The organism is Micromonospora sp. CNZ295 (assembly GCF_004217535.1).
The window spans coordinates 1,091,192-1,104,043 of the sequence record NZ_SHKZ01000001.1 but is presented as its reverse complement, the minus strand read 5'-3'; the positions used below and the strand labels follow the sequence as shown (position 1 = coordinate 1,104,043).

The window sequence follows — 12,852 nt, the reverse complement described above, 5'->3', positions numbered from 1 at the left end:
CACGGGCTTGAGAGGTGACGCCAGATGGGGCTGGACAATGTCGCGGTGCACTGGCCGCGGACCGGCCGCTTCTACGACCCGGTCGCACCGGCCGAGTTCGTGGACTTCGGCGAGATCGTCGACATGCCGCGGATCTCCGCCCCGACCGCCGCGCTCGCCGAGCTGATCGCCAAGACCGGCACGGTGCGGGCGACCGCGTACACGGAGCTGGTGGACCTGATCCTCGGGCTGGAAAATGTGCTCTACGCCACGGAGAACTCGGCCGAGGACGAGGATCCGGTGATCGACCCCGACGGCTGCTCCTGGATCGCCGACGGGTTGGAGAAGTTCGTGGCGCGGCACCGGCCGGTGGCCGAGGCGGTCACCTTCGAGTCGGTCAGCGAGGTGCTCCGCTCGCTGCTGGGCGACGGACGCCTGGCCGAGCAGCAGCTGCGCTGGCTGGACAGCCGGCTGGACCGGCTGCGCGACGAGAACGGCGATCCGCCGCAGTGGACCTTCACCTGCGCCGAACTGAGCGTCCTCGCCGCGTTCTACCGCCGCTGCGCCGACCGGGGCTTCGCGGTCTACGCCGACGCCTGACGGGACGCCGAGACGCCCGACGGGGACGCTGACCGGTCCGGCACGGACGGGACGGGTCAGCCGTAGGTGTCCCGTGGGCCACGACCCCGGACCCGGCGGGGGCCGCGCGACCACGACGGCGCCGCCGGGCCGTGGATGTGCAGCTTGCGCACCACGTTGTGGCCGACCTCCCGGGCGATCTGCTTGAGCAGGGAGCCGGCGAGCAGCCGCAACTGGGTCGCCCAGGCGGTCGACCGGGCCTCCACGGTCAGCTCGCCGTCCTCCAGCTTCACCGGCCGGCTGTGCTGGGCGACCTCCGGGCCGACCACCCGCTCCCACGCGCCGAAGACGGTCGCCTCGGCGGCCGGCTGCTGCCAACCCCGCGCCTTGACCAGCCGGTCCAGCACCACGCCGAGCGGCTGCGGGTCGCGGGGGTCCGGGCCGGGCCCGGAGTAGCCGCGCAGCCGCCGCTCGCCGCCGCCCTCCCCGCCGACGGCGCCGCGCCGCCGCGTCTTCGCTGCCGCCTCCCGACGGGCCTTCGCCGCGTCCAGCACCGCACGGGCGAGCTGCGGCCCGGAGGCTCCGGCCGCCGGACCTCCGTCCGCAGCCGGCGCCGCCGCGTCCTCGCCCCGGCCGGGGCCCGTCGGGTCCGGCTGGTCAGCCGACACGGTTCACCGTCCCCTCGGCGACGGCGTACCGGGCACCGCGCAGCCGCGCGGGCACGTCGTCGTCCACCGCGCAGGTCACCAGCAGTTGACTCGCGCCGGCGACCAGGTCGGCGAGGCGTTCCCGCCGGCCCGTGTCCAGCTCGGCGAAGACGTCGTCGAGCACCAGCACCGGCTCGATGCCGTCGGCGCGCAGCAGGTCGTACCCGGCCAGCCGCAGCGCCAGGGCGTACGACCAGGACTCGCCGTGGCTGGCGTACCCCTTGGCGGGCAGCGGGCCCAGGGTCAGCGTGAGGTCGTCGCGGTGCGGGCCGACCAGCGTGGTGCCGCGCTCGATCTCGGCGGACCGGGCCTCGGCGAGCGCGCCGCTCAGCGCCGCGGCGAGGGCGGCGCGGTCGGTGGTCGGCTCGGCCAGCTCGACCGACGACCGGTACGCGATGCCCGCGGCGCCCCGGCCGGCCGCGACGGCGTCGTACGCCTTGGTGACGTGCGGGGCGAGCGCGGCGACCAGTTCGAGGCGGCCGGCGAGCAGGTCGGCGCCGTGCTGCGCGAGGTGGGTGTCCCAGACCGCGAGCGTGGACAGGTCACCGCCGCGGGTGCCGCCGGTCTTGCGAGCCAGGTACGCCGTCCGCAGCAGGGCGTTGCGTTGCTTGACCACCCGGTCGTAGTCGGCGCGTACCCCGGCGTACCGGGGCTGGCGGAGCACCAGCAGGTCGTCGAGGTAGCGGCGGCGCTCCGCCGGGTCGCCCCGGACGAGCTCCAGGTCCTCCGGGGCGAAGAGCACCAGCCGCAGGGCGCCGAGCACGTCCCTTGCCCGGCGGGCCGGAGAGCGCCCGAGTCGGGCCCGGTTGGCCTTGCCGGGGACGATCTCCAGTTCCACGAGCAACTCGCGTCCCTCGTGCACCACGGCGCAGCGGATGATCGCGGCGGTGGCGCCCATCCGGACGAGGGGGGCGTCGGTGGCCACCCGGTGCGATTCCAGGGTGGCCACGTAGCCGAGCGCCTCGACCAGGTTGGTCTTGCCGACGCCGTTGGGACCGACGAGGACGTTCGCCCCCGGTTCGAGGTCGACGCCGACCCGCTCGTACGAGCGGAAGTCGACCAGTTCGAGCCGGCGGACGTACACGGCTGTGACGCGCGTCAGCGCTTGCGGACGGCGTGGCCGCCGAACTGCTGGCGCAGCGCGGCGACGGCCTTCATGGCGGGCGAGTCGTCCTGGCGGGACGCGAACCGGGCGAACAGCGAGGCGGCGATGACGTTCATCGGCACGGCGAGCCGGACCGCCTCGTCGACCGTCCACCGGCCCTCGCCGGTGTCCTCGGTGTAGCCGCTGAGCTCGGCCAGCTCCGGGTCCTCGTCGAGGGCGTGGTCGAGCAGGTCGAGCAGCCAGGACCGGACGACCGTGCCCTCCCGCCACGACTTGAAGACACCGGGGACGTTGGTGACCAGCTCGGACTTGGCCAGCAGTTCGTAGCCCTCGGCGTAGGCGTGCATGAGGCCGTACTCGATGCCGTTGTGCACCATCTTGGCGTAGTGCCCGGCGCCCACCGGTCCCGCGTGCACGAAGCCGAACTCGCCGGCCGGCTTGAGCGTCTCGAAGATCGGCATGAGCCGGCCGACGTGCTCCTCGGAGCCGCCGACCATGAGGGCGTACCCGTTCTGCCGGCCCCAGACTCCGCCGGAGACCCCGACGTCGACGTATCCGATGCCGCGCTCGTTCAGGCGCTCGGCGCGGGGGAGGTCGTCGCTGAACCGCGAGTTTCCGCCGTCGATGATGATGTCGCCGGCATTGAGGACGTCGGCCAGTTCGTCGATGGTGGCGTCGGTGACGCCGGCGGGCACCATGACCCACACGGCCCGCGGCGCCTCCAGCTTCTCCGCCAGGGCCGCGAGGCTCGCTACGTCGCTCAGCTCCGGGTGGTGGTCGAAACCGACCACCTCGTGCCCGGCGGCGCGCAGCCGCTCGCGCATGTTGCCGCCCATCCGGCCGAGCCCTACCAGGCCGAGCTGCATGTGACCGTACCTCCGTGCGTCGTGGTTCTTCTCGGGTAGCGATCAGCGGGAGACGCGGATCGGCATGATGAGGTACCGGTACCCGGGAAGAACCTCGCCATCCTCGCCGGCGGGAGAAATCACCGCGGGCTTGAAGGCGTCGACGAACGAGAGGACGGCGAACTGGGCCCCCAGGTTCGCGAGGCCGTCGATCAGGTACTGCGGGTTGAACCCGATGGTCAGGGGATCGCCGGTGAAGGTGGCCTCCATCGCCTCGCTGGCGCGGGCCTCCTCGGTGCCACCGGCCTCGACGACCAGCCCGTCGCCGCTGAAGCTCAGCAGCACCGGGGTGGTGCGCTCGGCGACCAGCGCGACCCGCTTGACAACCTCGATGAGTGTGCTGACCGGCACCTGGGCCTGAGCGTTGTGGGTGGCCGGGAAGAGCGAGCGCACCGGCGGATAGTTCGCGCCGTCGAGCAGGCGGCTGGTGGTGCGGCGGGTGCCCCCGGCGAAACCGATCATGCCCTCGCCGGCCGCACCCTGGGAGAGCGCCATGGTCACCTGGCCGCCCAGCGGGCCGAGCGCCTTGGCGGTGTCGTGCAGGGTCCGGGCGGGCACGAGCGCGTTGAGGCTGATCTCCGGATCGTCCGGGTTCCACTCCATCTCGCGCAGGGCGAGCCGGTAGCGGTCGGTGGCGAGCATCGCCAGCGTGCGGCCGGACAGCTCGATGCGGACGCCGGTCATCATCGGCAGGGTCTCGTCGCGGCCGGCGGCGACGGCCACTTGGGCGACGGCGGCCGCGAAGGCGGCCGCGTCGACGGTGCCGGCGCTCTCCGGCATCTCCGGGAGCGTCGGGTAGTCCTCCACCGGCATGGTGGGCAGGGTGAACCGGGCGCTGCCACAGACGAGCTCGAGGTGTGCGCCGACCGCGGCGATGTCGACCGGCTTCGCCGGCAGCGCCTTGGTGATCTCGGCGAGGAGGCGGCCGGAGACCAGGGCGGCGCCGTCGGCATCCCCCTGTACCTCCACGGTCACCTGGCTGGAGACCTCGTAGTCGAACCCGGAGACCTGCAGGTTGCCGTCGGTGACACGCAGCATCACACCGGCGAGCACCGGCACGGACGGCCGGTTGGGCAGGCTCTTCGCGGTCCAGGCCACGGCCTCGGCGAGCGCATCGCGCTCCACTCGGAACTTCATCAATGCCTCCGCGTCGACGTCAGCGACAACTCTCTCATGCCGACCGCTGCCTACCGACCCGCCTGAGCGTGCGGGTTCACATCGCACCTTAGGGCGCGAGGGCATCGGCTGTGCGCCCGACCCCGTGCCGTCCAGGTGCCGGTGGACCGGCCTCGGCGGTCTCCGGCCCGATCCACAGAAAGTCCAACGGTGATGATTGGTTTTTGTTGTCTTAGAAGATCTAACTCATCGTCTTCATCGCACCTGTGCAAACTGTGGAGAACCACCGTCGGCGCAGGTCAGACAGGTTATCCACCGGTGGTTTTGCTGTGGAGAACCAGGGGTACAACCCGTGTCGCGATCCACAGGCGGGCTCCGCCCCCAGGTTGTCCACGGTTATCCACCGGTTGTCCACCGGTAATCCACCGACTTTCTCCCCAGACCTGTGGATCAGCGGGCGCGCCCCGATCCCCGTTTTCCCCAGAACCTTCAACAGGCCGCCCACAGGCGGACCGTCTCCGGTGGACAACGGCACGGTTGTCCCCAGGCGTCCACAGCGTCGTCCCCAGGGTTTCTCCACAACCTGTGGGTAACGACGCGTTCGGCGGAACGTAGTTTTCCACCGCAGTGGACAACTGGCTGTGGACAGGGTGTGGACAGCGAGTCGGGCGGTGGACGGTCACGACCCCGATGCTGCGGCCTCGACCATGTCGAGGGTCAACCTGATTGTGGAAGAGCGGACGCCCGGCCGCTGCTGCGGCCGGGCGTCGGGTGTCCGGCGTGTGCCACGACGGCTCGGCGCGGCGCACCGGCTGGCACCGCGTTCCGGCCTGAGGTCGTCGCTCGTCGCTCAGGTGTTCTGCTTGATCCGGTTGGTCAGCTCGGCGATCTGGTTGTAGAGCGAGCGTCGCTCGGCCATCTGCTGGCGGATCTTCCGGTCGGCGTGCATGACGGTGGTGTGGTCGCGGCCGCCGAACGCCTGCCCGATCCGGGGCAGCGACAGGTCGGTCAGCTCCCGGCACAGGTACATGGCGACCTGGCGGGCGTTGACCAGGACCCGCGAGCGGGAGTGCCCCCGGAGGTCCTCCAGGCTCACCCCGAAGTAGTCGGCGGTGGAGACCATGATCTGGTCGGCGGTGATCTCCGGACCGGCGCCGTCCGGGATGAAGTCCCGCAGCACCTCCTCGGCCAGCGACAGCTCCACCGACGAGCGGGTGAGGCTGGCGAACGCGGTCACCCGGATCAGCGCGCCCTCGAGTTCCCGGATCGAGTTCGACACCCGGGACGCGATGAACTCCAGCACGTCCGGCGGGGCGAACAGCCGCTCCTGGGCCGCCTTCTTCTGCAGGATCGCGATCCGGGTCTCCAGGTCCGGCGGCTGGATGTCGGCGAGCAGGCCCCACTCGAACCGGGTCCGCAGCCGGTCCTCCAGCGTCGCCAGCTGCTTCGGCGACCGGTCGGAGGTGATCACGATCTGCTTGTTGGCGTTGTGCAGCGTGTTGAACGTGTGGAAGAACTCCTCCTGCGTCCGCTCCCGGTTCTCCAGGAACTGGATGTCGTCGATCAGGAGGATGTCGACGTCCCGGTAGCGGCGCTGGAACGCGCTGGTCTTGTCGTCGCGCAGGGAGTTGATGAAGTCGTTGGTGAACTCCTCGGTCGAGACGTACCGGACCGAGCGGGCGTTGCCGAGCGTCGTGGCGTAGTGGCCGATCGCGTGCAGCAGGTGCGTCTTGCCGAGCCCCGAGCTGCCGTAGATGAACAGCGGGTTGTACGCCTTCGCCGGCGACTCGGCCACCGCCACCGAGGCCGCGTGGGCGAACCGGTTCGACGAGCCGATGACGAACGTCTCGAACATGTACTTCGGGTTCAGCCGGTTGCCGCCGCTGTCCGCGGGCGCTGGCAGCCGCCGCTCCTCCCGGCCACCGGGCCGGTGGTCCACCCGCCCCGGCCCGCTGTCGGTGCCGAGGTCCCGCGGCAGGGCCCGGATCACGTGCTGGTCGCGCGGCGACGCGCCGTCCTCCCGGTAGCGCGGGTCGAAGGCGCGGCCGTCCACCGACGGATCCAGCCGGGCCGCCGGGTCGTCGAAGCCGCGTCGCTCGGGGCGGAGGCTCGGGCGGTCGGGGCGGGGCGGCTCGGCGAAGGTGGTGCCGAACAGCGGCTCCTGGGCGTCCCGGGCCACCGGGGCCGGCCGCTCGGCGACCGGCGGCCCGGCCGGGGGCTCGATCCGGCCACCGGGCTGGGTCTGTTCGGGTATCAGCGGCAGCTGCCGGTTCGCGTCGTCCTCCGGCACGGTTCCCGGCGCGCCGCCGGCGTCGCCGTACGGCTCACCGGTCTCGGTGTCCGGCGTGCTGCGGTAGACGGTGCCCGCCGGGCGGCCGGCGCCGTCCTCCGGCACCCGCACGGTGACCGCCACCTGGATGGGCCGGCCCAACCGGCGGGTCAGCGCCTCGGTGATCGCCGGTCGCAGCCGGGACTCGATGACGTCGCGGGTGAACGCGTCCGGGACGGAGAGCAGAGCGGTGTCCTCGACGATCGCCCGCAGCCGGGTCAGCCGGAGGTACGCCCGCTGCTGCGCGGAGATGATCTCGTCGGCGAGCTCGTCCGTCGTCGCCGTCCACACCGCGGCAAGGTCGGTCGTACCGGCCACCGTCGTGCCACCCCCTCGCCTCTGCTCCCGGACGCCGCCGTCCTCCCCGTCGGCCGTCCCGGGCCCGCCGCGTTCGAGCGGGTGGTTCACCCCACCCGGACGGCCGACCGGTCCTCGTCCACAAGTTATCCACAGCCTGTGTACGTACCGATTGTGGCCGCCCGACGGATGCGGGGCGGACCTGCCCCCTGTCGAACGGGCGTTGAAGCGGGTGCACCCTGCCGAACGATCCACTGCCCTGTCCGGTCTTGCCAGCCGGCGGCGACCCCACCCGTCGACGCCGACCGCAATCGGGCACGGTAACAGCGATGTCCCAGAGCCATCAACCGCCGACGCGCGCCGCACGTTGGCGGTATCAGTGAAAAGAGCCGCTTCGGTCGCCGCCGTCCGCCGGAGTCGCACCTGGTGGGGACGTTTGACGGTCGTTGCACCCCTGCGTAGGCTGGAGCGGCTGCTCTCTCGCCCTCTGCTAGGGTGATGGGTGCCTGCCGCCCGTGGCCGCCTCCCCCGCACCGCCGGGTCCCGCGTCGCCGGGCAGCGCCGATCGAGGGTCACCGTCGAGGTGACCCTGACCATGACACGACCCTGGGCGATCCCCCGCCTGGGGGCACAACAACGGAGAGCCTGACGTGAGCAAGCGCACCTACCAGCCGAACAACCGCCGGCGCGCGAAGACCCACGGCTTCCGGCTGCGCATGCGCACCCGTGCCGGCCGCGCCATCATCGCGACCCGTCGCGCCAAGGGCCGCACCCGCCTGTCGGCCTGAGGCCGGCCGGGTCCGATCCGCAGGACGTGGGCAGTCGTGCTGGCCGCCGCGCAGCGACTGCGGCGCAGCGCTGACTTCGCCGCAGCGGTCCGCGGTGGCCGGCGCGCCGGGCGCGGCGCTGTCGTCGTCCACCTGAGCCTGCCGGTGACCCCCACCACCGCAACGTCGCCGGAGCCGGCGCGGGCGGGCACGGAGGACAACTCCGCACCCGCCCGCGCCGGCTTCGTCGTGTCCAAGACGGTCGGCAACGCCGTCGTCCGCAACCGCGTCCGCCGCCGGTTGCGGCACCTGGTCCGCGAGCGCCTCGCCGGGCTGCCCGACGGAAGCACTCTGGTGGTCCGCGCCCTGCCCGCGGCGGCCACCGCTTCGTACCAGCGGCTCGGCGCCGACCTCGACGCGGCGATCGCGGCCGCACGGTCACCCCGGGGACGGCGGTCCCGGTGAGTCAGGGCCACGAGGTGCCACGGCCGACCACAGTCGGTGCCCGGATGCTGACCGGGCCCATCATCGCGTACCGTCGGTGGATAAGTCCGGCACTGCCGGCCCGCTGTCGGTTCTACCCGTCGTGCAGCGCGTACGCCCTGGAGGCGGTGGCTCGCCACGGCGCCTTCCGGGGAGCCGGCCTGACGGTCCGGCGGTTGCTGCGCTGCCACCCATTCCACCCAGGTGGATTCGACCCGGTGCCGGAGCCGGGCGGTCGCCGCCGTGCCGATGTGACTGGAGCCTGAGAATTGAGTCTCGACTGGATCTACTACGCGATCTCGTGGATCCTGCTGGTCTGGCATCGGGCCTGGGAAGCCGTCGGGGTGTCGGACGGCGCGGTGCTGGGCACCAACTGGGCCTGGATCCTCGCCATCATCTTCCTCGTGGTCACCGTCCGGGTGATCCTGTTCCCGATCTTCGTCAAGCAGATCAAGTCGCAGCGCGCCATGCAGGCGTTGCAGCCGCAGGTCAAGGCACTCCAGGAGAAGCACAAGGGTGACCGGGAGACGCTCCAGAAGGAGATGATGGAGCTCTACCGGAAGGAAAAGGCCAACCCTCTCATGGGCTGCCTTCCGATGTTCCTCCAGATCCCGGTCTTCCTCGGCCTCTTCCACGTGCTGCGCCGGCTCAACCCGGACAAGAGCGAGAGCGGCATGACGCTCTACGGCTGGACGGTCAGCCAGTTCGAGAGCGCGTCGGCCGCCAAGCTGTTCACCGCGCCGATCGCCGGCAAGTTCGGCTCCACCGCCGAGGAACTCGCCGCGCTGAACGCCAACGGCACCACCGTGAAGATCATGGCCGGCGTCCTGGTCCTGATCATGATGGGCACCACGTACCTGACCAGCCGTCAGATGATCCTCAAGACCGGCTGGGCGGAGGACCCGCAGCAGCGGATGATCCAGAGGCTGATGCTCTACGGCATCCCGGCGTCGCTGCTCATCTCCGGTGCGATCTTCCCCATCGGTGTGATCATCTACTGGGTCACCAACAACCTGTTCACCCTGGCCCAGCAGCAGTGGGTGCTGCGGAAGTTCCCGCCGCCGCCCAACATGACGGCCAAGTCGGGCACGTCCGGCGCCCGCAACCCGGTGCAGCCGGCCAAGACCGGTGGGCTGTTCGGCCGCAAGGCCGCCCCGCAGGCGCCCGCCAAGCCGGCCGCGCCGAAGGTCGCCGGCCCGAAGCCGGGCGCCAAGCCGGTCAACCCGAAGAAGGGCAAGCCTGCCAAGCGGCGGTGAACCGTCCGGGCCGCCGTCGGAACCCCGGCGGCGGCCCGTCCCGCACCGTGCAGCCGCCGTACGGCCGGCGCCGGAGCGCAAAGGGCCGCGCGCGCCGCGGCCGCGGGGTGACACTGCCCCTACAGACGTGCCCGTGGGCACCGGCGACCTCCCGCCGGCCCCGGGAGACCAGCGGACCCGACGGTCCGGCCGAGCGAGTACGGAGATGAGACCGTGACCGACACCAGCATCCCCCACGCCGACGAGTCCCTGGACGCCGAAGGGGCCGAGCCGACCGCGACGCACGACGGCGACGAGACCGAGGAGACCGAGGAGACCGAGGAGACCGGCGGCACGGAGAAGAAGGCCGCCGCCGAGAGCGACCTGTTCCGGCAGAGCGAGATCGCCGCGGACTACGTGGAGGGCCTGCTCGACATCCTCGACTACGACGGGGACATCGACGAGCTGGTCTCCGGCGGCCGTCCGGTCGTGGAGGTCGTCGGTGGCCGGCTGCAGGCCCTGGTCGGCCAGCGTGGGGCCACCCTGGAGGCGCTCCAGGAGTTGGCCCGGCTGGCCGTGTTCCGCCAGACCGGCACGCCCAGCCGGCTGCTGCTCGACGTGGGCGGCTACCGGGCCACCCGGCGCAAGGAGCTCGCGGCGGTGGCTAAGAACGCCGTCGAGAAGGTCAAGGAGTACGGCGAGCCGGTGCGCCTGGAGCCGATGTCCGCCTTCGAGCGCAAGTGCGTCCACGACGTCGTCAACGCCATCAGCGGTGTGGTGAGCGAGTCCGAGGGCGTCGAGCCCAACCGGCGCATCATCGTGCGGCCGGCGGACTGACCGGGTGACCCACGACGACACCGCGGCGGCGGCCGCGTCCGGCCCGGGTGGCACGCCACCCGGGCCGTCGCCTGTCGATCGCCGCCCGGCGCCCGATCCCGCCGACGCGACGTTGCCGCCGGCGCTGGCGGGCGCGGCCCGGACGCTCTTCGGCGACCGGCTCGACCTGGCCGCCGCGTACGCCGAACTGCTGGTGACCGACGGCGTGGTCCGTGGGCTCATCGGGCCGCGGGAGGCGCCTCGGATCTGGGACCGGCACCTGCTCAACTGCGCGGCGGTGGCGGAGCGGATCCCGTCCGGCGCGACGGTCCTCGACGTCGGATCCGGTGCCGGGCTGCCCGGCCTCGTACTCGCCGTCGCGCGGCCGGATCTGGCCGTGACCCTGATCGAGCCGCTTGCCCGCCGCACCGCGTTTCTCGACGAGGCGGTGGAGGAGCTCGGGCTGGGCCAGCGGGTCCGGGTCGTCCGGGGCCGGGCGGAGGAGGTCGCGTCCGGAGCGACGGGAGGCGCACCACTCTTCGGCGACGTCGTGACCGCCCGGGCCGTCGCCCCGCTCGACCGCCTCGCCGCGTGGTGCCTGCCGCTGGCGGTACCGGGTGGGCGCCTGGTCGCCCTCAAAGGCTCCTCCGCGGCCGAGGAAATCGCGCAGCACGCGGCGACGGTCGGCCGGCTCGGCGGCGGCATGCCGGAGATCCACCACTGCGGCGAGGGCGTGATCGAGCCGCCCACGCTCGTGGTCGAGATCGTCCGCGAGCGGGTGGTCGGTCCGGCCCGCCCGAAGTCCCCGAAGCGCTCCCGGGGTGGCCGGCGCCGCTGAGCCGCGGCCCGATCGCGCTCGTTCCGTTTCGTCGACGCCGTCTCCTTGCCGCTTGATCGCCGAGGGCGGCCGCCGAGGTTCGTCTGCTGCGGTGGTCCAGCTCCCTCCCCGAACGGCCGACACCGTTTCGTCCGTCTTTCCGTGTCGGCGGGACCGGCGCGGGTGGGTTGGACGACAACCCGACGTGGACCCGCTGCGGCCGATCGCCGTAGGCTGGCCGCGCGTCGATAATGTGGAGCGGGCGGCGACGGGCGATATCTAGGTCCCGACCGCTTCCGCCGGACCGCACGCTCCTGGCGTGAGCGCATGTGCGGCCCGTTGACGGGATGCGGACCGACCATCCGAAGCGGGCAGGGATGACAGGTGCATGACGACGGCAGGTACGACGATCCACGCGTGACCGGGTCTTTGGGCGACCCCGTTTCACGTGAAACCGACTACCCGGGTTGGGCGGCGCACGGACCGTCCGTGAGCCCGTCGCCCCGACCGCCGGACCGTGAGCCGGTCGTCCGGAGGGAACCTCCGGCGACGGGCGTGGCGCGTCCGGTGCCGCCGGACCTTCCTGCGGCGCGCAATGCCGCGGACGAGCCCCGCGTGGGTAACTCGTCGACAGGAGAACGGGTCGCTCCGGCGCGAGGCAACGCCGCTGCCCCGACCCGCTTCGAGGCGGCCGTGCCGCAGCAGGTGGCTCCGACAGCGGAGTCCGGTCGGGTGACCGACACGACGGCGATTCCGGACGTGCCGTACGGGCGTGGCGAGGCTGACGACACGTACGTTTCACGTGAAACCCCGACGCGCGAAGAGGATGACCCACCGTTGGCGATGGAAGCGATGCGTGCCGTGCAGATTCTGAACCCGAGTGGCGAGGTCATGATGCCTCGGCCGGACCACACGCGGGTCATGTGCGTCGCGAACCAGAAGGGCGGCGTGGGCAAGACCACCACGACGGTGAACCTGGCGGTGGCACTCGCCCTGCACGGCAACCGGGTGCTGGTGGTCGACCTCGATCCGCAGGGCAACGCCTCGACCGGGCTCAACGTTCCGCACCACACCGGGGTGCCGGACGTGTACGACTGCCTCATCAACGGCGTGCCGCTCGAGGATGTCGCCCAAGCGGTCGAGGGCATCCCCAACCTGTGGTGCGTACCGGCCACCATCGACCTGGCCGGCGCCGAGATCGAACTCGTCTCGGTGGTTGCCCGGGAGTCCCGCCTGGACCGCGCGATCACCGGGTACCCCGGCCATTTCGACTACATCTTCATCGACTGCCCCCCGTCGCTCGGCCTGCTCACGGTCAACGCGTTGGTGGCCGCGCAGGAGGTGCTCATCCCGATCCAGTGCGAGTACTACGCGCTAGAGGGGCTGAACCAGCTCATCAACAACATCAACCTGGTCCGGCAGCACCTCAACCCCCGGCTTGAGGTCTCCACCATCCTGCTCACCATGTACGACCGGCGGACCCGGCTGGCCGACGCCGTCGAGCAGGACGTCCGGAACCACTTCGGCGACAAGGTCCTCCAGGCGGTCATCCCGCGTAACGTCCGGGTCTCCGAGGCACCCAGCTACGGCCAGTCGGTGATGACCTACGATCCCGGATCGCGGGGGGCGACGAGCTACTTCGAGGCCGCCCAGGAGATCGCTGAGCGGGGCGCCATGACGCCGGTGAGCCGCAATGCGTAGTGCCGACGAGTCGCGG

The 12,852-nt window shown here is 71.9% G+C and carries 12 protein-coding genes and 1 pseudogene; 8 read left to right on the top strand and 5 right to left on the bottom strand.

What is annotated here, in order from left to right; translation table 11 throughout:
• The first annotated feature begins 24 nt into the window (after positions 1-24).
• Positions 25-579 (top strand): hypothetical protein, encoded by a 555-nt coding sequence (locus tag EV376_RS05200; protein ID WP_130321011.1) that lies wholly within the window; start codon positions 25-27, stop codon positions 577-579.
• Between the two features lie 56 nt (positions 580-635).
• Here the strand turns inward: EV376_RS05200 and EV376_RS05195 are convergent, their stop codons facing one another.
• From EV376_RS05195 to dnaA, 5 genes are all read right to left on the bottom strand, one after another.
• Positions 636-1,226, bottom strand: a complete 591-nt coding sequence (locus EV376_RS05195) for a DciA family protein (RefSeq protein ID WP_130321010.1) — start codon at positions 1,224-1,226, stop codon at positions 636-638.
• A complete protein-coding gene (gene recF / locus EV376_RS05190; RefSeq protein ID WP_130321009.1) occupies positions 1,216-2,349 on the bottom strand; it encodes a DNA replication/repair protein RecF in 1,134 nt (377 codons plus the stop codon). Before recF ends, EV376_RS05195 begins: the two co-directional genes overlap by 11 nt.
• Positions 2,350-2,363: 14 nt before the next feature.
• Positions 2,364-3,236, bottom strand: coding sequence for a phosphogluconate dehydrogenase (NAD(+)-dependent, decarboxylating) (gnd, locus tag EV376_RS05185; protein ID WP_130321008.1), 873 nt, complete (start codon positions 3,234-3,236; stop codon positions 2,364-2,366).
• A 42-nt stretch (positions 3,237-3,278) separates the two neighbouring features.
• Positions 3,279-4,412, bottom strand: coding sequence for a DNA polymerase III subunit beta (dnaN, locus tag EV376_RS05180; RefSeq protein ID WP_130321007.1), 1,134 nt, complete (start codon positions 4,410-4,412; stop codon positions 3,279-3,281).
• An 829-nt stretch (positions 4,413-5,241) separates the two neighbouring features.
• Positions 5,242-7,038: a chromosomal replication initiator protein DnaA gene (gene dnaA / locus EV376_RS05175; RefSeq protein ID WP_130321006.1), complete on the bottom strand. Its 1,797-nt coding sequence runs from the start codon at positions 7,036-7,038 to the stop codon at positions 5,242-5,244.
• Positions 7,039-7,667: 629 nt separating this feature from the next.
• Between dnaA and rpmH the strand changes: the two genes are divergently transcribed.
• The 7 genes and pseudogenes from rpmH (at position 7,668) to EV376_RS30720 (ending at position 12,836) form a co-directional block, all read left to right on the top strand.
• The gene (gene rpmH, locus EV376_RS05170; RefSeq protein ID WP_046563087.1) at positions 7,668-7,805 is read left to right on the top strand and encodes a 50S ribosomal protein L34; all 138 of its coding nucleotides are present in this window, start codon (positions 7,668-7,670) and stop codon (positions 7,803-7,805) included.
• A gap of 36 nt (positions 7,806-7,841) precedes the next feature.
• Positions 7,842-8,249: a ribonuclease P protein component gene (rnpA, locus tag EV376_RS05165; protein WP_130321005.1), complete on the top strand. Its 408-nt coding sequence runs from the start codon at positions 7,842-7,844 to the stop codon at positions 8,247-8,249.
• A gap of 44 nt (positions 8,250-8,293) precedes the next feature.
• Positions 8,294-8,533, top strand: a complete 240-nt coding sequence (gene yidD / locus EV376_RS05160; RefSeq protein WP_207228049.1) for a membrane protein insertion efficiency factor YidD — start codon at positions 8,294-8,296, stop codon at positions 8,531-8,533.
• A gap of 3 nt (positions 8,534-8,536) precedes the next feature.
• Positions 8,537-9,546, top strand: a pseudogene (gene yidC, locus EV376_RS05155) (membrane protein insertase YidC); the annotation flags it as partial.
• Between the two features lie 190 nt (positions 9,547-9,736).
• A complete protein-coding gene (locus tag EV376_RS05150) occupies positions 9,737-10,339 on the top strand; it encodes a R3H domain-containing nucleic acid-binding protein (protein ID WP_130321002.1) in 603 nt (200 codons plus the stop codon).
• 112 nt (positions 10,340-10,451) lie between these two features.
• Positions 10,452-11,156, top strand: coding sequence for a 16S rRNA (guanine(527)-N(7))-methyltransferase RsmG (rsmG, locus tag EV376_RS05145; protein ID WP_486482866.1), 705 nt, complete (start codon positions 10,452-10,454; stop codon positions 11,154-11,156).
• A 363-nt stretch (positions 11,157-11,519) separates the two neighbouring features.
• Positions 11,520-12,836, top strand: a complete 1,317-nt coding sequence (locus tag EV376_RS30720) for a ParA family protein (RefSeq protein WP_130321000.1) — start codon at positions 11,520-11,522, stop codon at positions 12,834-12,836.
• The last annotated feature ends 16 nt before the right edge of the window (positions 12,837-12,852 follow it).